Origin of the sequence: Bacillus sp. 205(2023), assembly GCF_037027485.1 — a bacterium.
In the GTDB taxonomy this organism is placed as follows: domain Bacteria; phylum Bacillota; class Bacilli; order Bacillales; family Bacillaceae; genus Bacillus; species Bacillus halotolerans.
In genome coordinates, this window is sequence record NZ_JAXCHF010000008.1 from 41,387 (window position 1) to 60,584 (window position 19,198).

The 19,198-nt window shown below is 47.7% G+C and carries 22 protein-coding genes; 21 read left to right on the forward strand and 1 reads right to left on the reverse strand.

Translation table 11 applies throughout. From position 1 onward, the window contains the following. Window positions 1–96 precede the first annotated feature (96 nt). The 7 genes from WA325_RS17280 (at window position 97) to WA325_RS17310 (ending at window position 4,956) form a co-directional block, all read left to right on the forward strand. Entirely contained in the window at window positions 97–1,239 is a 1,143-nt protein-coding gene (locus WA325_RS17280; RefSeq protein ID WP_336183995.1) for a Rap family tetratricopeptide repeat protein, read from the forward strand. Beyond that, entirely contained in the window at window positions 1,229–1,411 is a 183-nt protein-coding gene (locus WA325_RS17285; protein ID WP_105991293.1) for a phosphatase RapH inhibitor, read from the forward strand. Before WA325_RS17280 ends, WA325_RS17285 begins: the two co-directional genes overlap by 11 nt. 169 nt (window positions 1,412–1,580) lie before the next feature. Continuing rightward, a complete protein-coding gene (locus tag WA325_RS17290) occupies window positions 1,581–2,300 on the forward strand; it encodes a YebC/PmpR family DNA-binding transcriptional regulator (RefSeq protein WP_336183996.1) in 720 nt (239 codons plus the stop codon). Between the two features lie 136 nt (window positions 2,301–2,436). Continuing rightward, a complete protein-coding gene (locus WA325_RS17295) occupies window positions 2,437–2,895 on the forward strand; it encodes a spore coat protein (RefSeq protein ID WP_336183997.1) in 459 nt (152 codons plus the stop codon). A gap of 112 nt (window positions 2,896–3,007) precedes the next feature. Then, the gene (locus WA325_RS17300; protein ID WP_336183998.1) at window positions 3,008–3,589 is read left to right on the forward strand and encodes a TetR/AcrR family transcriptional regulator; all 582 of its coding nucleotides are present in this window, start codon (window positions 3,008–3,010) and stop codon (window positions 3,587–3,589) included. Window positions 3,590–3,667: 78 nt separating this feature from the next. Next, the gene (locus WA325_RS17305; RefSeq protein WP_105991296.1) at window positions 3,668–4,111 is read left to right on the forward strand and encodes a nuclear transport factor 2 family protein; all 444 of its coding nucleotides are present in this window, start codon (window positions 3,668–3,670) and stop codon (window positions 4,109–4,111) included. Beyond that, a complete protein-coding gene (locus WA325_RS17310) occupies window positions 4,108–4,956 on the forward strand; it encodes an NmrA family NAD(P)-binding protein (RefSeq protein WP_442895289.1) in 849 nt (282 codons plus the stop codon). Before WA325_RS17305 ends, WA325_RS17310 begins: the two co-directional genes overlap by 4 nt. A gap of 57 nt (window positions 4,957–5,013) precedes the next feature. On the opposite strand, the gene WA325_RS17315 is transcribed toward WA325_RS17310, so the two are convergent. Then, complete coding sequence (locus WA325_RS17315; protein ID WP_105991298.1) at window positions 5,014–5,997, reverse strand: amidohydrolase family protein; 984 nt, start codon at window positions 5,995–5,997, stop codon at window positions 5,014–5,016. 250 nt (window positions 5,998–6,247) lie between these two features. Between WA325_RS17315 and WA325_RS17320 the strand changes: the two genes are divergently transcribed. The 14 genes from WA325_RS17320 (at window position 6,248) to WA325_RS17385 (ending at window position 19,186) form a co-directional block, all read left to right on the forward strand. Further along, window positions 6,248–6,877, forward strand: coding sequence for a TetR/AcrR family transcriptional regulator (locus tag WA325_RS17320; protein WP_248338647.1), 630 nt, complete (start codon window positions 6,248–6,250; stop codon window positions 6,875–6,877). Window positions 6,878–6,949: 72 nt separating this feature from the next. Then, on the forward strand, window positions 6,950–7,198 hold the full coding sequence (gene cotJA / locus WA325_RS17325) for a spore coat-associated protein CotJA (RefSeq protein WP_024120488.1): 249 nt from the start codon (window positions 6,950–6,952) through the stop codon (window positions 7,196–7,198). Next, on the forward strand, window positions 7,182–7,445 hold the full coding sequence (gene cotJB / locus WA325_RS17330) for a spore coat protein CotJB (RefSeq protein ID WP_024120489.1): 264 nt from the start codon (window positions 7,182–7,184) through the stop codon (window positions 7,443–7,445). Before cotJA ends, cotJB begins: the two co-directional genes overlap by 17 nt. Window positions 7,446–7,459: 14 nt before the next feature. Continuing rightward, window positions 7,460–8,029, forward strand: a complete 570-nt coding sequence (cotJC, locus tag WA325_RS17335; RefSeq protein WP_024120490.1) for a spore coat protein CotJC — start codon at window positions 7,460–7,462, stop codon at window positions 8,027–8,029. Between the two features lie 123 nt (window positions 8,030–8,152). Continuing rightward, window positions 8,153–8,698, forward strand: coding sequence for a GNAT family N-acetyltransferase (locus WA325_RS17340; protein WP_336183999.1), 546 nt, complete (start codon window positions 8,153–8,155; stop codon window positions 8,696–8,698). 52 nt (window positions 8,699–8,750) lie between these two features. Further along, window positions 8,751–9,032 (forward strand): YesK-like family protein, encoded by a 282-nt coding sequence (locus WA325_RS17345; protein WP_044163495.1) that lies wholly within the window; start codon window positions 8,751–8,753, stop codon window positions 9,030–9,032. 114 nt (window positions 9,033–9,146) lie between these two features. Beyond that, on the forward strand, window positions 9,147–9,776 hold the full coding sequence (locus WA325_RS17350) for a YesL family protein (RefSeq protein WP_202853030.1): 630 nt from the start codon (window positions 9,147–9,149) through the stop codon (window positions 9,774–9,776). Further along, a complete protein-coding gene (locus tag WA325_RS17355; RefSeq protein WP_336184000.1) occupies window positions 9,773–11,506 on the forward strand; it encodes a cache domain-containing sensor histidine kinase in 1,734 nt (577 codons plus the stop codon). The genes WA325_RS17350 and WA325_RS17355 overlap by 4 nt, the downstream gene beginning before the upstream one ends. Then, window positions 11,506–12,621 carry a response regulator transcription factor gene (locus WA325_RS17360; RefSeq protein WP_336184001.1) on the forward strand — a complete coding sequence of 372 codons (1,116 nt, stop codon included), beginning with the start codon at window positions 11,506–11,508 and terminating at the stop codon, window positions 12,619–12,621. The genes WA325_RS17355 and WA325_RS17360 overlap by 1 nt, the downstream gene beginning before the upstream one ends. Before the next feature lie 103 nt (window positions 12,622–12,724). After that, complete coding sequence (locus WA325_RS17365; RefSeq protein ID WP_336184002.1) at window positions 12,725–14,008, forward strand: ABC transporter substrate-binding protein; 1,284 nt, start codon at window positions 12,725–12,727, stop codon at window positions 14,006–14,008. Beyond that, a complete protein-coding gene (locus WA325_RS17370) occupies window positions 14,005–14,934 on the forward strand; it encodes a carbohydrate ABC transporter permease (RefSeq protein ID WP_038954162.1) in 930 nt (309 codons plus the stop codon). The genes WA325_RS17365 and WA325_RS17370 overlap by 4 nt, the downstream gene beginning before the upstream one ends. A gap of 3 nt (window positions 14,935–14,937) precedes the next feature. Continuing rightward, entirely contained in the window at window positions 14,938–15,828 is an 891-nt protein-coding gene (locus WA325_RS17375) for a carbohydrate ABC transporter permease (RefSeq protein WP_336184003.1), read from the forward strand. 15 nt (window positions 15,829–15,843) lie between these two features. Then, window positions 15,844–16,878 (forward strand): rhamnogalacturonyl hydrolase YesR, encoded by a 1,035-nt coding sequence (gene yesR, locus WA325_RS17380; RefSeq protein WP_322012971.1) that lies wholly within the window; start codon window positions 15,844–15,846, stop codon window positions 16,876–16,878. A 22-nt stretch (window positions 16,879–16,900) separates the two neighbouring features. Continuing rightward, a complete protein-coding gene (locus WA325_RS17385; protein ID WP_336184004.1) occupies window positions 16,901–19,186 on the forward strand; it encodes an AraC family transcriptional regulator in 2,286 nt (761 codons plus the stop codon). Window positions 19,187–19,198 lie beyond the last annotated feature (12 nt).

Here is a 19,198-nt window from a genome sequence, read left to right on the forward strand (position 1 = left end):
TTGACAGGATGAAAAAACAATTTCTTCCTGTTGTCTTGTTTTCAAAATTTGGGATTGATAGAATATGACATATCTTACAGAGAGGGAGGGAAGCGAGTGAAGCAAGCGATACCATCTTCGCGTGTTGGTGTTAAGATTAATGAATGGTACAAGATGATTCGACAGTTCAGTGTTCCGGATGCTGAGGTGCTGAAAGCGGAAGTGGAGCAGGACATTCAGCAGATGGAAGAGGATCAGGATTTGCTGATCTATTATTCTCTGATGTGTTTTCGGCACCAGCTGATGCTGGATTATTTGGAGCCGGGACAAACATACGGGAATCGCCCTACAGTGACAGAGCTTTTAGAAACGATTGAAGCCCCTCAGAAAAAACTCACAGGTCTTTTGAAATACTACTCTTTGTTTTTCCGCGGCATGTATGAATTTGATCAGAAAGAATATGTTGAAGCGATTGGATATTACCGTGAGGCGGAGAAGGAGCTTCCGTTTGTAACAGATGAAATCGAGAAAGCGGAATTTCATTTTAAAGTGGCAGAAGCATACTACAATATGAAACAAACTCATGTGTCGATGCATCATATCCTTCAAGCCTTAGACATTTATCAAGATCATCCGTTATACAGCATGAGAAGAATACAAAGCATGTTTATCGTAGCGGGAAATTATGATGACTTCAGATGTTATGATAAAGCGCTCCCGCATTTAAGAAAGGCGTTGGAGCTGGCAATGGACATTCAAAACGACAGGTTCATTGGCATCTCTTTATTGAACATCGCCAACAGTTATGACAGGTCAGGAAGATATGATTTGGCAATTGAGCACTTCCAAAAAGCGGCGAAAGTAAGCAGAGAAACGGTCCCTGACTTGCTGCCGAAAGTCTTGTTTGGGTTAAGCTGGACATTATGTAAAGCTGGACAAAAACAGCAGGCGTTTCAGTTTATAGATGAAGGTTTAGAACATATCAAAAAATATCCAAATACGCTTCACCATAAATACTATAAAGAATTGTATACGTTCTTACAGGCGGTGTACAAAGATGTTATGGATGAAGACAGGATTCATGATGTATTGAGCTGCTTTGAAGAAAAGAATCTGCACGCCTATGTGGAAGCATGTGCCCGAAGTGCGGCATCTGTATTTGATAGCCGCTGTCATTTTGAAGATGCTGCTGTGCTTTACCGAAAAGTGCTGCAAGCACAAGAAGATATTCAAAAAGGGGAGTGTCTATATGAATATTAAGAAAAAAGTGATGGTATGTCTTGGTGTAACACTTATATTTGGCGGCAGCCTGTCTTTTCATTTCTTGACAAACTCCGGCGGTGTTAAGGAATCAACGGATCGAAACACGACGTATATCGATCATTCTCCTCACAATGACATGACTGATCAGGATAAGAAAGCCCTTAGCTAGGGCTTTTTTTCTTGCTTTATTGGAAGTTTGTGTCGTCTCGTACTTTTAAACTATCGCATTCCTTCTATTTCTAACGCAAGACACTCGAAACAACCAAAGCATTTGAGGTATAATGGTTAAAGTGAATAACAGTATTTAGATTGATATATATGAAAGAGAGTGGAACATCATGGGCCGTAAGTGGAACAATATTAAAGAGAAGAAGGCGTCTAAGGACGCAAATACGAGTCGGGTTTACGCAAAGTTTGGCCGTGAGATTTATGTGGCGGCGAAGCAGGGCGAGCCTGATCCGGAATCCAATCAGGCGCTGAAGGTTGTGCTTGAGCGCGCGAAGACTTACAGCGTGCCGAAAAATATCATTGAACGTGCGATCGAGAAGGCGAAGGGCGGAGCGGAAGAAAATTATGATGAGCTTCGTTATGAGGGCTTCGGGACGAACGGATCAATGATTATCGTTGATGCGCTGACGAATAATGTGAACCGTACGGCGCCGGAAGTGCGTGCGGCGTTCGGAAAAAATGGCGGAAACATGGGTGTGAGTGGATCTGTTGCTTACATGTTTGACGCAACGGCTGTTATTGGTGTGGAAGGCAAAACGGCTGATGAAGCGCTTGAAATTCTCATGGAAGCGGATGTGGATGTCCGCGATATTTTAGAAGAGGATGACAGCGTGATCGTCTATGCGGAGCCGGATCAATTCCATGCAGTGCAGGAGGCATTTAAAAACGCGGGCGTTGAGGAATTTACGGTAGCGGAGCTGACCATGCTTGCGCAAAGTGAAGTGACACTTCCTGAGGACGCGAAAGAACAGTTCGAAAAGCTGATTGACGCGTTAGAGGACTTGGAAGACGTTCAGCAGGTGTATCATAACGTAGATCTTGGTGAATAAAAAAGGAGCAGACTGTCATGGTCTGCTTTTTTTATTGTCCGGGAAATTGTTTTATCCGTTTATAGGCAGGTGTCTATACGATCTGTAAGCTCTTCTCATACGCTGGACTGTAACCTATGTGAAGGAGAGATTGGATATGACTGATACAAGACACTTCTGCTGCGGACCCGGTTTTGGTGCTTACCCAGGCTATGGTGCAGGCTATCCGGGATTCGGCATGTACGGAGGCGCGGGCTATCCGGGCCATGGCATGTATACGGGGATGGGCCATCCAGGTTATGGAGGCGCAGGCTATCCGGGTTATGGCATGTCTGGAGGATTCGGCGGCTACCCAAGCGGAGGCTATCCGAGCTCAATGAGTTATCCGAGCTACGGAATGCACTATGATAATGATGGACATCACCACCATTACCCTGATGGAAATTACGGACATCATCAGGATGGAAATTACGGACATCATCAGGATGGAAATTACGGACATCATCAGGATGGAAATTACGGACATCAGGATGGAAATTATGGCCATCATGAGGACGGAAATTACGGGCACCATCACCACCAAATGGGGCATTGGGGAAAAGACGGTCATAAATAAAAAGCGTGGAGAACGGACACTCTTGCTGATCAAGGGTGTTTTTTTTGTTTTTGTTTTTCTTGACTGTTCAGTCTGGAAAAGGTAATATCTTCTTGCAGGAGGTGATATTCGTTTGGGTAGGAATAAAGAATTCGATACCGCGCTTGTTTTGCGTAGAGCGATAGAGGTTTTTGGAGAGTATGGCTACGAAGGCACGTCTCTTCAGGAGCTGCTCTCTCATTTAGGCATTGCGCGCCAGAGTTTGTACGATACGTATGGAACGAAGCGGGATCTGTTTTTGTCCGCTGTGAAAACGTATCTTGAGGGGAAAAACGCGGCTGTTGTGGAAAGGCTTGAGGCACCGGGCTCTGTCAAGGACGCCATTCGTGATATTTTTCAGGAGGGTGTGAATGTCCTGAAAGATCCTGAACGTTCAAAGGCGTGTTTTATCATCAACAGCGCTATTGAACAAATCCCGCATGATTCGGACCTTGCCCGGTACTTTGAAGGACAGACGAAACAGCTTGAGACGGCCTTTTATCAGGCGCTGAGAAGGGCACAGGCTGAAGGAGAATTGAAGGAGCATCTTGATATAGCGGCACTTGCCCGTTATTTAAACCAGAGCCGGCTGTCTCTGACGTTTATCGCTAAGGTTTCTGCTGATTTTAACCAGCTTCAGGATTATGTTGAAGTGAGTTTATCTGTACTTGATTAACTTTTTTTGATAAAGGGTGCTTTGCCCTTTGATGCAGTTTTCGGACTGAATGGTCTAAAATGAACGAGGTGATGATCCATGATGATGACGGAATACGAAAAAGCATGTGACACACTGAATCAATTTATGCAATATATGCTTGAAAAGGATATGGAGCGCTGGACAGAGCTGTGGGATGAACATGCCGTATTGGAGTTTCCCTATGCGCCAGAGGGATTTCCGGAAAGAATTGAAGGGAAGGCGGCCATTTACGATTATATTAAGGATTTTCCTGATAACATTCATATTTCTGCTTTTACTGCTCCGACAGTGTATCGCTCGGCTGATACAAACACGATCATTGCGGAGTTTCAATGTGAAGGCTATTCGATCGCGACTGGGCTGCCTTACCGGCAAACCTATATCAGTGTGATTGAAACGAAGGACGGCAGCATTTTGCATTATAAGGATTATTGGAATCCGCTTGTCGTAAATGAGACGTTTGAAGAAACATTTGTACAAACAGAGGAGGATGAAAAATGATGAGTCACGATCAGATTCTGATTACGGGAGGAACCGGCACAACAGGGAGCCGGATTGCTAAACGGTTAATTGAGCAGGGTTACAGCGTTCGCATCGCGAGCAGGAAAAAGGGCGAGATTAGCAATGCGGAGTATGTATATTTTGATTGGAAGGATGAGTCCAGCTTTACGCCTGCATTGGAGCGGGTGAAACGGATTTACCTCGTTGCGCCGGTTGGTGTGTTTGATCCGTCTCCTTATGTGCTTCCCTTTTTAAAGGAAGCAAAGCGGCTCGGTGCTGAACGTGTGGTGATGCTCAGCGCGTCCGCTGTTTCTGAGGATGGTCCTGTGTTTGGGGCATTGCATCGTGCAGTACGCGGGTTTCCGGAATGGGCGGTGCTGCGGCCGTCATACTTCATGCAAAACTTCATCAATGTCCAGCATCGCATGTCCATTCAAACTGAAGGGCAAATCATCACGGCGGCGGGTGAAGGGAAACTTGGTTTTATTGATGCTGATGATATTGCGGAAACAGGAGTGCGTGCTTTGATTGACAGTGTGCCTCATAATACTCATCATATTCTGACGGGACCTGAGGCGCTGAGCTACGCTGAAGCGGCGGAGATCATCGGAGCCGCGGCGGGACGTCCGGTGACGCATGTCAGCATTTCTTCTTCCGAACTGCAAAACAGGATGGAAACAGCAGGTTTGCCTGCGGATTACGCCCGCTTTATGGCGGAATTAGAAGAAGCGATCCGCCATGGTGCCGAACACCGGGTGACGGATACAGTGAAGCGTGTGACGGGAAAAGAGCCCCGCTCGCTGGATGAGTTTGCGGTTGATCACGCTTCGTACTGGAGGCGCTGATCTCATTTTGGACTGAATAATCCAGAAAGACCTTCGGCTCTGCCGAAGGTCTTCTTTTTATCTATTGAGTTTAAAAAGGCTGGCCGCGTTTTCGGTGCCGATTTTGAATCGGTCTGTTTCACTGATTGGACACTGGTCAAACCAGAAAGAGATTTCTTCCATCGTTTCATACGGATAGTCCACCGAGAATAAGATGCGGTCAGAGCCGACCTCTAACAATGTATCAATTAATGCCTGTGTTCTGAATACGCCGCTTGTTGTGAGATAAAAGTTTTTGCGGAGATATTCAGTCGGCGCTTTTTTATGGTTTCCGTGGGTCTCAGGGCGCTGATGGCGCAGTCTGTGCTCGACGCGCGGCAGCGTAAACGGCAGACCCTCGCCTAGGTGTCCGAGAATTACGGTCAAATCAGGGTATTCGTCAAACAGGCCGCTCAGAATCAGGCGGATGGCGTGTGTTGCTGTTTCAACCCCAAAGCCCCACGCTGAGCCGAGGAGGCCTTCGTAGCCTTCATAGATACGCTGCTGATTTGGCAGCGGGATACGCGGATGCAGATAGACGGGAACCTGAAGCTGTGCAGCTTTCTCCCAGAAAGGGCGTACCTGTGGCTCGTCTAAATATTGAGCGGTATTTTCGTCCCCGATATTACTGTAGCCGTTGACCAAGGCGCCGACAAAACCGAGTTCGTTTACTGCCCGCTCCAGCTCCTTCGCGGCTTCTTCAGGATCTTGAAGCGGAACCGCCGCAAATGCTTTAAAACGGTCTGGATGTGTGGAAACGAAGAATTCCGCAGCGTGATCGTTCATTTGCTTTGCGAGTTTCACAGCTCTGTCAGGATCGGTGATTCCTTCAATCCCCGGCTGGGTTAATGAGAGAATCGACGTTTGGATGCCGTTTTTATCCATGTCTTCAATCCGTTTTTCGAATTCCTGCAATCGTTTTTGGACAGCGCTGAAATATTCATCGTCAGTAAAATTGTGACTTCCCGTTGCCGGAAAATCAGGAGATTCCCAGTGCTCTTCTAATGCGATTTTTCCATTCATGTCAAAGGCTCCTCTCTTTATCATGGCTGGTGTAGATCAGATGGAGTGCACTCATTTTACGTCACGAAGCTTCGTTTCAACAGGTAATGAACATCGTGTTTATTACTTTACATCATGTACAAGATGTAAGTTCATGGTACAGTAGATTTTGGGAAAAGGTCAATAAACAGAGAACGTGCAAACGTTTAGAAGAAGACATCAGCTGATGATTTGTCCAGAAGAAAATAAAAGTTAGACAAGGAGGTAAAAAATGTCTAAAAAGCATAAAGTAGATCCGAGAGTCAAAAGAACAAACAAATATCTAAGAGACGCTTTGATCGCACTGCTGAAAGAAAAAGAAGCCAATTCGATTACGATTCAGGAAATTACTGAAAAAGCGGATCTGACCCGCGGCACTTTTTATTTGCACTATCGGGATAAACAGGATTTTCTGTTTCAAAGCATGACGGAGGTTCTCGATGATTTGATCCGGCAGGTTAAGCCTGAGACGCCGGTGGAGCCGGTCAGTATGGATGAGGATCATCCGCCTGTTTCATTTGTGAGGCTCTTTGAGTACATCCATGAACACGCCGAGTACTTTCAAGTGATGCTGAGTGACAGAGGGCTTCCTCAATTCAGAAGTCTGATGGCGGAATTCGTTCAGAAACGAATTTACGAGGAATTGCTTTCATCCATTGAAGAATCTGAGAAACAGCTTCAAATTCCGAAAGAGATACTGGTCAGCTATATCACCTCCGCGCATATCGGGGTGATTTGTTCCTGGCTGGAGAGCGGCATGAAGTACAGTCCTTTCTTTATGGCGAATCAATTAACACGTTTAACGCTTTTGGGACCTCTCCGAATCGCAGGTATAGAAAAACAAATCAAGCTTCCTTATTAAGATTTTTGTCATAATGACGCTTCCTGCCTCATACCTATTAAGGTCATTGTTTTTGAGAAAGGAGGAGCCAGAATGAAGGATATGCAGCCGTTTACACCTGTTAAATCATACACGCCCTTTCACAGCCGTTTTGATCCCTGTCCGCCCATAGGGAAGAAATATTACAGAACGCCGCCTAACCTCTATATGACCTTTCAGCCTGAGCATATGGAGCAGTTTTCACCGATGGAGGCTTTAAGGAAAGGCACCCTTTGGAAGGATCTCTATGATTTTTATGAAAATCCTTATCGAGGGGGAGACACACATGACAAAAAAGGTTGATGCGGAATATTACCGCCAGCTTGAGCAGATTCAAGCAGCAGATTTTGTGCTTGTTGAGCTGAGTCTGTATTTAGATACACATCCTGATGATGAAGACGCGCTGAAGCAATTTAATCAATATTCCGGTTATTCGAGGCACTTAAAAAGACAGTTCGAATCATCTTACGGACCGCTTTTGCAGTACGGCAACAGTCCCGCGGGTGAGGATTGGGATTGGAATCGAGGGCCATGGCCGTGGCAAGTATAAGGAGGAATGCTTGAATGTGGGTGTATGAAAAGAAGCTGCAATATCCCGTCAAGGTCAGTACGTGCAATCCGACGCTGGCAAAGTATTTGATTGAGCAATATGGCGGAGCGGACGGCGAGCTGGCCGCGGCTCTCCGGTATTTGAACCAGCGTTATACCATTCCTGATAAGGTCATCGGCCTTTTAACAGATATCGGCACGGAGGAGTTTGCTCATCTGGAAATGATTGCGACGATGGTGTATAAGCTGACGAAAGATGCGACGCCGGAGCAGCTGCGTGAAGCCGGGCTTGGCGATCATTACGCGAATCATGACGGCGCGCTTTTTTATCACAATGCGGCGGGGGTGCCTTTTACGGCAAGCTATATTCAGGCGAAAGGCGATCCGATTGCGGATTTGTATGAAGATATCGCAGCAGAAGAAAAAGCGCGTGCGACGTATCAGTGGCTGATTGATATTTCGGATGATCCTGATTTGAACGATTCTCTGCGGTTTTTGCGTGAACGTGAAATTGTGCATTCTATGCGCTTCAGGGAAGCGGTTGAGATTTTAAAAGAAGAACGGGATAAGAAGAAACTCTTTTAACAGGCAGCGGGGGCTCCCTTCATGCGTCCTTTTACATACAGACAAAATATTCTGTTTTTTTGTCGTTTGCTTGCATTATAATGAAGGTATGCATGTAAGTTTAGTTTTGATCGGGGGGCCTTTATGACATCTTTTAAGATTACGAAAGAAACTGTCGCAAATGATTTTTACGCCGGCCTGGCAGATCGTGAGGATGCAGAGCAAATAACGGGACTGCTCGTCCGTACGGCTGAATGGCTGCGGAACCAGGGCTCTGATCAATGGAGCGGGCTGCTGGAGGGGCATGACTCACATGATATTGTTGGCTCAATTGAAAGCGGACATGTGTTTGTGTTCCAGAAAGATCAAGAGCTGGCTGGTGTAGTGATGCTTCTACCTGAGCCGAGCGAGTGGGACAGAACGCTTTGGGGAGACGAGGGACACGAAGAGTCCATTTATTTGCATCGTCTGGCGGTCAGCCGCCGGTTTGCGGGGAATGGGCTTGGGGCCGAGATTCTCACATGGACGGAGACAGGTGTTGAGTATCCGGGGAAGAAGCGGATCCGTCTTGATTGTGTTGCTGATAACGACGCCTTGCATTCCTTCTACCGGCGAATGGGATATGAATTCAAGGGATCAGATGCCTCGGGGTTTCATTTGTTTGAGAAAGAACTGAACAAGTCAGAATAAGCGTCCTTTTTAGGGGGCTTTTTTGCCTTTTTGAAAAGGGAGGACAGGGCGGATGATCTTTTTTTATGTGATGGCCATTGCGACGGCTTGTATTTCCGCTTGTGTCTCCATTTTTCTGCGGTTGAGGATGCCGCAAAATAAATGGCCGGAATGGATATTGGGTGGGCTGCTTGTTCTCGGTGTGATCACAATTTGGTGCAGCATCTTTTTTGTCGGCGGCTGGGATGGCATGGCGCTGGGCATGCTTGGGATTCATGTGATAGTCGGAGCGTTTGCCGGGTACTTGATCGAGACGGTGTTCCGGCTGCTGAAAAGGCAAATCAGGAGAAGGTAAGACATGTGCCGTCTCAAATGATGTCGAATTTTTTACGGGGCGGCAGGAATTTTCTTTCGAGTGGAGAAATACATATTACTTTACAATGAAAGCGTTTTCTGTAGTGGGAAGGTGATGTCGATGATACATAGCCTGACAAATGGGCTGAATCGTTTTTGTACATGGGTGATGAGACTGGCTTATGTAAATGTGCTGTGGATCTTGTTTTCTCTTGCCGGGCTCGTCGTGTTTGGGTTGATGCCTGCTACGGCCGCGATGTTTTCAGTGGCGAGAGAGTGGGCGAAGGGGAACACGGATGTCCCGGTGTTTTCTGTGTTTATCCGGACGTTTAAGAAGGAGTGGAGTGCAGCTCAGCTGTTGGGGCTCATTCTTGTGACGGCCGGCTTGTTTTTGTTTGCGGATATACGGATTGCCGCTCAGATGAATCAGCCTGTGCTGGTGAATGTGTTTATGAGCATCGGATTGATTTTCGTGTTTGTGCTGTTATATGTGTTTCCGGTCTTTTCTCATTTTGATGTAAAGCTCAGACAGGTGCTGAGCATCAGCTTTTTGATTGCCTTCAGCCGGCCATTGGTGACGCTGATGATGGCAGCGGGTGCGGTCGGAATGTTGTTTCTAGTGCTGTTTCATGTGACGTTTTTGCTGTTTTTCAGCGGCAGCGCGCTGAGCTTGTTGTTAACGAAGCTGTCCTTTACAGCATTTATGTCAATAGATCAGCGCCAGGAGAAAGAAAAGGCGGCATGAAAGAAAGAGTCGCGGACTGGTACAGGCGGATGAAGATTAAGGATAAGCTGTTTGTGTTTCTGTCATTGATCATGGCCGTGTCCTTTCTGTTTGTATACAGCGGGGTGCAGTACGCTTTTCATGTCTATGATGAGCAGATTTACCGCAAATCCTCGGAGGTCCTGCGGATGTCTTCTGAACGGATTGAAGACGAGCTGAAGAAAATTGAAGATGTATCGTATGAAATCATTACCGATGAACAAATTCAGCGCATTCTCAGCATGCAAAACCGTGATGATACGTATGACCAGTATCAAATGAAGCAGGAGCTGTGGGATCAGCTTGCGCAATATGCCAGCGATGAAAAGTACATTGATTCGATTCATTTGATTGATGCCCGCGGCTCAGAGTATTCCGCCGGAAGCAGTTCATCGGACCTTATGAAACAGCAGCAGGAAGAGGTATTTGAACGGGCGAAAGCGCAAAAAGGCAGGAATCTTTGGATGACCTTGGGCAATTCAGATCCTGTCCTGATTTCAGCGCGGCAAATCAGATCGTTTCATCAGCTGAGTTTAAATGGCTTGGGAATGGTGCTGATTCAAGTGAATGTGAAACAGATGATTCGTGACTTGCCGAAGGATTGGGGCGATTCGGTCGGAGACATGATGATCGCAGACAAGGACGGCAATCTGGTGTATTCGGCACATGCATCGGTGCTTACGCCTGAGATGACAAAGCAGACGCTGCGGCATCCTGGTTATGACTTGGTAAAAAAGAATGGCAAACGTTATTTTATTTCTTTCCTTCAATCATCCTATCAAAACTGGAGCTACTACAATGTCATCCCCTTTGATCAGATGTTCGCGAAAATTTCCTTTATGAAAACGGTGATCGGTACGTGTTTTCTTTTGTTTTTCAGTGTGGTTTTGCTTTTCGGGCGGAAGATTGCCAACAGCATCACAGAGCCGATCGAGCAGCTTGTGTCCGCAATGAAATCGGTGCAGCACGGCGGGATTGAGGCAGGCGTGTCGCTGTCACTGCCGGAACACACACAGGATGAGGCCGGAACGCTGAACCGCCATTTTACCGTGATGATGAAGCGGATCAATGAGCTGATGGAAGAAAATGTGGAAAAGCAGCTTATTATTAAAGAAACAGAGTTGAAGGCGCTGCAAGCCCAGATCAACCCGCATTTTTTGTATAACACGCTTGAGTCCATCAATTGGCTGGCGAAAGCGAATCAGCAGAAGCAAATTTCTCAAATGGTGGAATCGCTCGGTTTTCTCCTGCGAAACAGCATTCATATCAAAGAAGATACAGTGACCCTTCAGGAGGAGGCGGATATTGTGCTTCACTATATGACGATTCAGCGGTTCCGGTTTGAGGAGCGCTTGAACTTCACACTGGACATCGCCGATGAGGTGAAGCATTGCCGAATTCCGAAGCTGACACTCCAGCCGCTGGCGGAGAATGCGATTCAATACGCGCTTGAGCCTTTTACTCGGCCATGCGCTATCCGCCTTCAAGCGAAAAAAACGGAGGACTGCGTCTGTATTACTGTCGAAGATAATGGGCCCGGCATGGACGAACGTATTCTTGAAAAAACGGGCGGAAGAGGGATCGGGCTCTGGAATATTCATGAACGCATCCGACTGATGTTCGGGGAGCCGTATGGCTTACGCATTCAAAGTGAGAAAGGAAAGGGAACAGCGATTTTGCTGACAATACCGTGCCGAAATGAGGTGGTGTGATGTACAAAATACTGCTTGCTGATGATGAGAGGATCATTCTTGACGGAATGGCAGGGATCATTGAGTGGGAGACGCTTGGCGCTTCTTTAGTCGGCAAAGCGCAGAACGGAATTGAAGCGTATGAGAAGATCGTAAACAAGCAGCCGCATATCGTCGTCACTGATGTAAAAATGCCCGGTATGGACGGGCTTGAGCTGATCAAAAAGGTGTCAGCCGTCTGCCCGTCCGTGCAATTTATCGTCCTGTCTGGTTTTGGGGAGTTTGAGTACGCGAAGGAAGCGATGAAATACGGGGTAAGGCATTATTTGCTGAAGCCCTGTAATGAGCAGCAGATTATCCGTTCATTAGAGGAAATCATCGCCGAGCTGAAGCTGCATGATGTACGGAAAAAGAAAGCCGCCCACCTGAAACATGAGCTGAATCATATCCGTTCCTTTGCGGCTGATCAATACCTGGAAGGATTGATTGCCGGTGTTACCCATCTGTCTCCACCGCCTTCGCTTGCAGGAAAGAAGATTCGCCTTATCATCGCGGAGAACACTCAGCCTGAAGATTCTGCCGCCAGAGAGGCGTTTGGTTCCGCGCTGACAGCTTTTTGCTGCAGCGGAGGACGTGCGGTGTTTGCCGTGGAGGAGGGCACGCCTGATCTGGAGAAAAAGGCGGCAGACGGCTTTGCAGGCTGCCGGGTAATCATCAGCCGGACGGGGGAGCTGCAGGACGCAGGACAGCTGTTCCGGGAAGCAACTGAAACGGCCGGTGACCAAAAGCGGAGTGAATTGATTTCTAAAATCACCAGGCTTGTCGCCGACGAGCTTGGCAATCCGAATCTCTCTCTGAAATGGGCAGCAAAAGATATGCTGTTTATGAACCCTGATTATTTGGGGAAAATCTTTAAGCAGGAGACAGGCGAAAAGTTTTCCCAATATGTTACGCGGGTGCGTCTTGAGCATGCGATGAAGCAGATGAAGCTGAGGCGGGATGTGAGTGTATCAGAAATTGCGGAAGAGATCGGATTCGGTGATAATCCGAAGTATTTCAGTCTCGTCTTTAAAAAATATACCGGTCTGACACCGTCAGAATTCAGAAGAAAACAGGGAGGCGCTTCCGCAGGATAGCCATCTCTGTTTTTTTAACTTTCGCCACTGTTTTTTGAGTGTTTCGCCCCGTTACAACCCTGTAAAATAAAATGTAAGCACTTACATTAAAGGGGGGATTGATGTGAAGAAGGTTTATTACGTGCTGCTGTCACTTGTGTGCGTCTTGTTTTTCAGCGGATGTTCTGCGGGTGAAGAAGCGTCAGGGAAAAAGGAAGACATTACGCTCAGAATCGCATGGTGGGGCGGACAGCCGCGGCATGACTATACAACAAAGGTCATTGAATTATATGAGAAAAAGAATCCGCACGTCCATATTGAAGCGGAATTTGCGAACTGGGATGACTATTGGAAGAAGCTTGCGCCAATGTCTGCCGCGGGCCAGCTGCCTGATGTCATTCAAATGGATACGGCATATTTGGCGCAATACGGAAAGAAAAATCAGCTTGAGGATTTATCGCCATATATGAAGGACGGAACCATTGATGTCAGTTCAATCGATGAGAATATGCTGTCCGGCGGAAAGATTGACGGAAAGCTTTACGGATTTACACTTGGGGTCAACGTGCTTTCTGTGATTGCCAATGATGATCTGCTGAAGAAAGCCGGTGCTTCAATTCAGCAGGAAAACTGGACGTGGAAGGATTATGAGAAGCTGGCGTATGAGCTGCAGGAAAAAGCCGGCGTTTACGGATCTAACGGAATGCACCCGCCTGATATTTTCTTCCCGTATTATTTGCGCACGAAGGGTGAGCGTTTTTATAAAGAGGACGGCACGGGCCTTGCGTATCAGGATGACAAGCTGTTTGTTGACTATTTTGAGCGGCAGCTGAGACTGGTCAAAGCAAAAACATCGCCAACACCGGACGAAAGCGCCCAAATTAAAGGGATGGAAGATGACTTTATTGTCAAAGGCAAATCAGCCATTACATGGAACTACTCGAATCAATATTTAGGCTTTGCCCGGCTGACAGACTCGCCGCTTTCTCTCTATCTGCCGCCGCAGCAAATGAAGGAAAAAGCGCTGACGCTGAAGCCGAGTATGCTGTTTTCTATTCCGAAAAGCTCAGAACATAAAAAAGAGGCCGCGAAGTTTATTGATTTCTTCGTGAATAATAAAGAAGCGAACCAGCTGATCAAAGGCGAGCGGGGCGTTCCGGTATCCGACAAGGTGGCAGATGCGATTAAACCGGAGCTGAATGAGGAAGAGGCCAACATTGTGGAATATGTGGAAGCCGCGTCGAAAAATATCAGCAAAGCCGATCCGCCGGAGCCGGTGGGAAGCGCGGAGGTTATTAAGCTGCTGAAGGATACGTCTGATCAGATTCTGTATCAGAAGGTATCGCCGGAAAAAGCCGCCAAAACATTCCGGAAGCAGGCCAATGACATTTTAGAGAGGAATAATTGACGGGAAATGGGGCTGACAGAATGAAAATAAGCCGGAGTATGAGAAAAGACAATCTGGCGGGATATGCTTTTATTTCTCCGTTTATTATCGGCTTCTTCTGTTTTACGGTGATTCCGATGGGCGCGTCCCTGTTTCTGTCGTTTACAAGCTACGACCTGTTTACGGCGCCGAAGTGGATTGGGCTCGATAACTATAAGGAAATGTTTACGGGTGACGAAAAGTATTGGCAGTCGCTGAAGGTCACTTTCACGTACGTGCTTGCTGGGGTTCCGCTCCGCCTCGGCTTCGCGCTTTTTATTGCCGTCATTTTAAACAATGCGGCAAAGGGGACGGCTATCTACAGGACGCTGTTTTATCTGCCTTCGATCATCGGCGGAAGTGTGGCTGTTGCCATTATGTGGCGCAATATTTTCGGCAATGACGGGGTCATCAATGCGCTGCTGTTTTTTGTCGGGATTGATCAAAAAATTCTCTGGTACCAAGACCCGACAAGCGCGTTATGGACGCTGATTCTGCTGTCCGTCTGGCAATTCGGGTCATCCATGCTGATTTTTCTGGCCGGGCTGAAAAACATTCCGGCATCGTATTTGGAGGCGGCCAGCGTGGACGGCGCAAACCGCGTGCAGCGCTTCTTTAGGATCACGCTTCCGATGCTGACGCCGATTATTTTCTTTAACCTGGTCATGCAGACGATTTCTGCTTTTATGACCTTTACCCCGGCCTATATCATCTCAAAAGGCGAGGGCGGGCCGCTTGACGGGACGCTATTGTATTCACTCTATTTGTTCCAGCGGGCGTTTAACTATTTTCAAATGGGCTACGCCTCGGCGATGGCGTGGATCATGCTTATCATTGTCGGGCTGATTACACTGATTTTATTTAAAACATCATCATATTGGGTTCACTACGAATCAAAGGAGGAATAACGGATGGAGCCGGTCAACCAGCCTGTCAGGCAAGCCCCGGTGTTTGAAGGGAAAAAAGCCGGGCGCATCAAGCCAAAACGCATTCTGTTCCATGTTTTTACGGCGTCACTGGCGGTGTTATTGCTGTATCCCGTCATTTGGCTGTTTGTCAGTTCTTTTAAAGAAAGCTCCAGTATTTTCACAACCTCTCATTCTCTCATTCCAGATCCTTTTATTCTCAGTAACTATGCTGAAGGGTGGAAGGGCATTGCGGGGCAGCCGTTTCTGACCTTTATTAAAAACTCGGCGATCATTGTCGGGCTGTCTACAATCGGCGCCGTTCTGTCATCGGCTGTCATTGCCTACGGCTTTGCGCGCATCCCGTTTAAAGGAAAATCATTTTGGTTCGCCTGTATGATGGGGACGTTAATGCTGCCGCATGAAGTGCTGATGATTCCGCAGTACATTATGTTTGCGAAATTAGACTGGCTGAATTCTTTTAAACCGATTGTCGTTCCGCAATTTTTCGGGCATGCGTTTTTTATCTTTCTGATGATCCAGTTTATCCGGACGATCCCTGAGGAGCTGGATGAAGCAGCGAGAATCGACGGGTGCGGGCGCTTTGCCTGTTTTTGGCGGATCATTTTGCCGCTCATTGCACCGGCGCTTGCGACGTCTGCGATTTTTTCTTTCTATTGGAAGTGGGAGGAGCTGATTCAGCCGCTCTTATATTTGAATAAGCCGGAGCTTTATCCTGTTTCACTTGCGCTGAAGCTTTTCCTCGATACGGAATCCGCTTCGAACTGGGGCGCGATGTTTGCCATGTCGGCCGTCTCTTTGCTGCCTGTGATTCTCGTATTCTTTCTGTTTCAAAAATATATCGTTCAGGGCATCAGTACGACCGGATTAAAATAAAAAGGAGTGTTGCAGATGGCACAGCTTATCTTTGATGAAGAAAAGGTCACATCCGTGATTGACCGAATCGTGAAACGGACATTTCAAATGGATTTTGCGTGGGATTGGCCAGGCGGCGTCGCATTTTACGGCGTGGCGGAGGCGTATGAAGCGACGGAAAACGAGGAGTATATCAAACTGTTAAAAACGTGGGTGGATGAACAGCTTGAGGATGGGCTGCCGCCGCTGTCGATCAACGGTGTATCAATCGGCCATACGCTTTTGTTTCTGCATCAGGTGACGGGAGATCACGTCTATTTGGAAACGGCTGGCGAGATGGCGGAATATGTGCTTCATCATGCGCCGCGCTTTAGAGAAGGTATTCTTCAGCATACGGTGAACTCGGCGGATTATGTGTTTCCTGAGCAGGCATGGGCGGATACGCTGATGATGGCGGGGCTGTTTATGCTGAGAATCGGCCGTGTGATGGAGCGTGAGGATTACTTCGAGGACGGCCTGCGCCAGTTTCATGGACATGAGGACGTGCTGCAGGACCCCGTAACCAATCTGTATTACCATGCCTGGGACAACAAAGCGCAAAACCACCTGTCGGGGATTTATTGGGGGCGGGCGAATGGCTGGGCTGCGCTCACGATGGCAAAAGCGCTCCCGCTCATTGAGGTGACGCATCCTTCTTTTATGATCATTGACGGATCGCTCAGAGACCAGCTGAGCGCGCTTGTCCGGCTGCAGGACGATTCAGGGCTGTGGCATACCATTTTGGATGATCCGGATTCGTATTTGGAGGTTTCGGCATCGGCGGGCATTGCCTCTGCTTTGCTGTCGAGCGGGAAGCTCTATACAAAATACGCGCAGAAATCACTTGCCGCCATTTTGGATGCGGTGGAAGAGGACGGACGGGTCAGCAAAGTATCCGCGGGCACAGCCGTCATGAAAAATGCGGAAGGATACAAACAAGTGCCTTACAAACGAATACAAGGCTGGGGACAGGGGCTTGCACTCACATTTCTCGCTGATGTGCTGAGAACGAAAAAACGCGTGTATCAGTAAAGACGGCGGCGGGGGGAAAGGGATGAAAAAACAGCCTCAACAGAAAGAACGGGTTTCACACTGGAAGGGAACGTATTTCAAAAGAAACTTTGTTTTCATTTTGCTGATTGCCTGTATTCCCGGACTGCTGACAGGCGGGGCCATCTACTTTTTGTCTATCGATAAGGTGGAGAAAGAGCTGCAAAAGTCGCATGAAACACAGGTGGCGCGTGAAGTCAGCCGGATGGATGAGAAGCTGGAAGACCTTGAGCTGACGCTTGCCCAAATGGCATACGATTCCTCGCTGATGAACGGATTGGCCGAAAAGGATTTGGAGAAAGACTTTACATTCTCCTATCAATTAACGAAAAAGCTGTTTCTATTGCGGGACCAGCAGCCGCTGATTCAGCAGGCTTCTATCTTTCTGAACAGCCCCCGGCCTCTTGTGCTGAGCCCTGAATACAGCGCGCTGACAGAACAGGATACGCTTCACAAATACCGCTCGCTTCTCGACTCCGATCGGAGTATTTATTGGAGCCGATCGGGAAAAGACGCCGCGCTGATTCAGCTCATTCCGGGTGCGGCTGAGAAACCGTTTGGCGCGATCATGCTGACGGTAGATCCGAAAGAAATGGATGCGCTCCTGCAAAGTTTGTCTCCTTATCCTGAAGGCAGCGCGCTTCTTCTGGATCAAAAGCGTGAGGTGCTTTTCCATGGAGGAGAAAAGGATTTTGAAAATGCTTTAATGAATGAGGTGAAAAAACAGCCTCACCAGAAAGGCCATTTTCAGATGGATTGGGACGGCACGGTGTATTCCGTCTCCTATGGAGAAATGAAGCGAATGCATCAGAAGTGGACCTTTGTTTCTGCGGCGCCTCTTTCAGCTATTACAGCGCCGATGGTGTTTTTATCAAAGGTGATTATTGTGATGCTAGTCATTTGTATCGGCTTGGCTGTGTGCATGACGTGGTACGCTTCAAAGAAAATTTATCGCCCGATTCAGCATCTGCTCGGACTGTTTACCGGCGGCGAGAAAAAAACATGGCAGGCGTCAGGCCAGGATGAATTTAAGTGGATAGAAAAGAGATGGCATGATCTTTCCCTTGAGAGCCGAAAGCTTCAAGAGCAGCTGCTCCGGCAGACGCCCCATATGAAAAAGAGTTTTTTGCAGCATCTGCTTCAGGGTGATTTTTACTATGACACAGAGGACAGTCTCAGATCGCGGATGAAGGATGCGGGCTGGGACATCGGGGAACACGTATTTCACGTCCTTGATCTTCAGGTGACAGGGCTTCGTGGTGATAAGAGTATGTTTTATGCCGATGATGAACAGCTTGCTGTGTTTACACTGATCAATTTACATGAGGAGCTTGCGGCAAACCGCCGTTTTCAACCTTCAATTCTTGATATTGGCCGCCTTTCCGTCACCGTACTTGTGATGAAAACGAGCGGCTCGGATCTGAAGGGGTATGTTTCAGAGCTGGCCCGCGTATTTGGTGCTGTCACGGGACTAAGCCTGACCGGAACAATGAGCAGGCAATCGGCCCGTATTATGGATATCCCATCTCTGTTTAAGGATGTGAAAAGCGGCAAATCCCGCAGGTGTTTTGCCAATTGCCATCAGATCATAGATTTGCAGGATGATGTTTTTCAGGCTGAGCCATCCGCACCCTGCTATCCTTTTGAACTTGAAAAGCAAATCGTTCAGGCCATTCGGCTGGAAAGAAAAGCGGAAGCAGAAGAGCTGATTCGCTTATGTATGGATGAACTGGCCGAAAAGGCGGTCAGCGACAGACAAGTGCATTCTGCGCTGATTCAGCTGTTTTCCCGCATCCAGGAGGATATTCTGCATTCCGGCCTTCATCCGAGCGAGCTGTTTGGCAACAGGGATATGCTTCGCGAAATATCTGAGCTGCATGAGCCTGTCCAAGCGGCTGCCTGGCTGATGGATGCGGTTGTCACCCCGTATCTCGCCAAACTTGAAGGCAGGAAAAACAGACAGCAAAAACAGGTGGCAGAACGTGTGATTGCGATGATTCATGAGCAGTATATGGCGGATCTTTCTCTTGAAAGCTGCGCGGATGCGCTGGGCATGAATTCTTATACCTTGAGCAAGGCCTTTAAACAAGTGACGGGCGTTAATTTTATTGATTATGTGACCCGCATCAGAATCGAAAAAGCAAAAGAACTGCTGGTAAATACAAATAAAAAAATTCATGATGTGTCAGAAGAAGTCGGCTATCGCCACAATTATTTCAACCGGATTTTTAAAAAGCAGGTCGGCATGCCGCCGGGAGTCTTCAGGCAAATGTATCAGGAAACGCCGTGAAAGGAGAGGACA

What these genes read in the sequence shown, in the direction of transcription:
- yesR (WP_322012971.1), top strand. Translation starts at nt 15,844, where the DNA reads ATGGCACAGCTTATCTTTGATGAAGAAAAGGTCACATCCGTGATTGAC.
- WA325_RS17295 (WP_336183997.1), top strand. Translation starts at nt 2,437, where the DNA reads ATGACTGATACAAGACACTTCTGCTGCGGACCCGGTTTTGGTGCTTAC.
- WA325_RS17375 (WP_336184003.1), top strand. Translation starts at nt 14,938, where the DNA reads ATGGAGCCGGTCAACCAGCCTGTCAGGCAAGCCCCGGTGTTTGAAGGG.
- WA325_RS17340 (WP_336183999.1), top strand. Translation starts at nt 8,153, where the DNA reads ATGACATCTTTTAAGATTACGAAAGAAACTGTCGCAAATGATTTTTAC.
- WA325_RS17285 (WP_105991293.1), top strand. Translation starts at nt 1,229, where the DNA reads ATGAATATTAAGAAAAAAGTGATGGTATGTCTTGGTGTAACACTTATA.
- WA325_RS17345 (WP_044163495.1), top strand. Translation starts at nt 8,751, where the DNA reads ATGATCTTTTTTTATGTGATGGCCATTGCGACGGCTTGTATTTCCGCT.
- WA325_RS17360 (WP_336184001.1), top strand. Translation starts at nt 11,506, where the DNA reads ATGTACAAAATACTGCTTGCTGATGATGAGAGGATCATTCTTGACGGA.
- WA325_RS17355 (WP_336184000.1), top strand. Translation starts at nt 9,773, where the DNA reads ATGAAAGAAAGAGTCGCGGACTGGTACAGGCGGATGAAGATTAAGGAT.
- WA325_RS17350 (WP_202853030.1), top strand. Translation starts at nt 9,147, where the DNA reads ATGTCGATGATACATAGCCTGACAAATGGGCTGAATCGTTTTTGTACA.
- WA325_RS17310 (WP_442895289.1), top strand. Translation starts at nt 4,108, where the DNA reads ATGATGAGTCACGATCAGATTCTGATTACGGGAGGAACCGGCACAACA.
- cotJB (WP_024120489.1), top strand. Translation starts at nt 7,182, where the DNA reads ATGACAAAAAAGGTTGATGCGGAATATTACCGCCAGCTTGAGCAGATT.
- WA325_RS17305 (WP_105991296.1), top strand. Translation starts at nt 3,668, where the DNA reads ATGATGATGACGGAATACGAAAAAGCATGTGACACACTGAATCAATTT.
- WA325_RS17385 (WP_336184004.1), top strand. Translation starts at nt 16,901, where the DNA reads ATGAAAAAACAGCCTCAACAGAAAGAACGGGTTTCACACTGGAAGGGA.
- WA325_RS17290 (WP_336183996.1), top strand. Translation starts at nt 1,581, where the DNA reads ATGGGCCGTAAGTGGAACAATATTAAAGAGAAGAAGGCGTCTAAGGAC.
- WA325_RS17320 (WP_248338647.1), top strand. Translation starts at nt 6,248, where the DNA reads ATGTCTAAAAAGCATAAAGTAGATCCGAGAGTCAAAAGAACAAACAAA.
- cotJC (WP_024120490.1), top strand. Translation starts at nt 7,460, where the DNA reads ATGTGGGTGTATGAAAAGAAGCTGCAATATCCCGTCAAGGTCAGTACG.
- WA325_RS17315 (WP_105991298.1), bottom strand. Translation starts at nt 5,997, where the DNA reads ATGAATGGAAAAATCGCATTAGAAGAGCACTGGGAATCTCCTGATTTT.
- cotJA (WP_024120488.1), top strand. Translation starts at nt 6,950, where the DNA reads ATGAAGGATATGCAGCCGTTTACACCTGTTAAATCATACACGCCCTTT.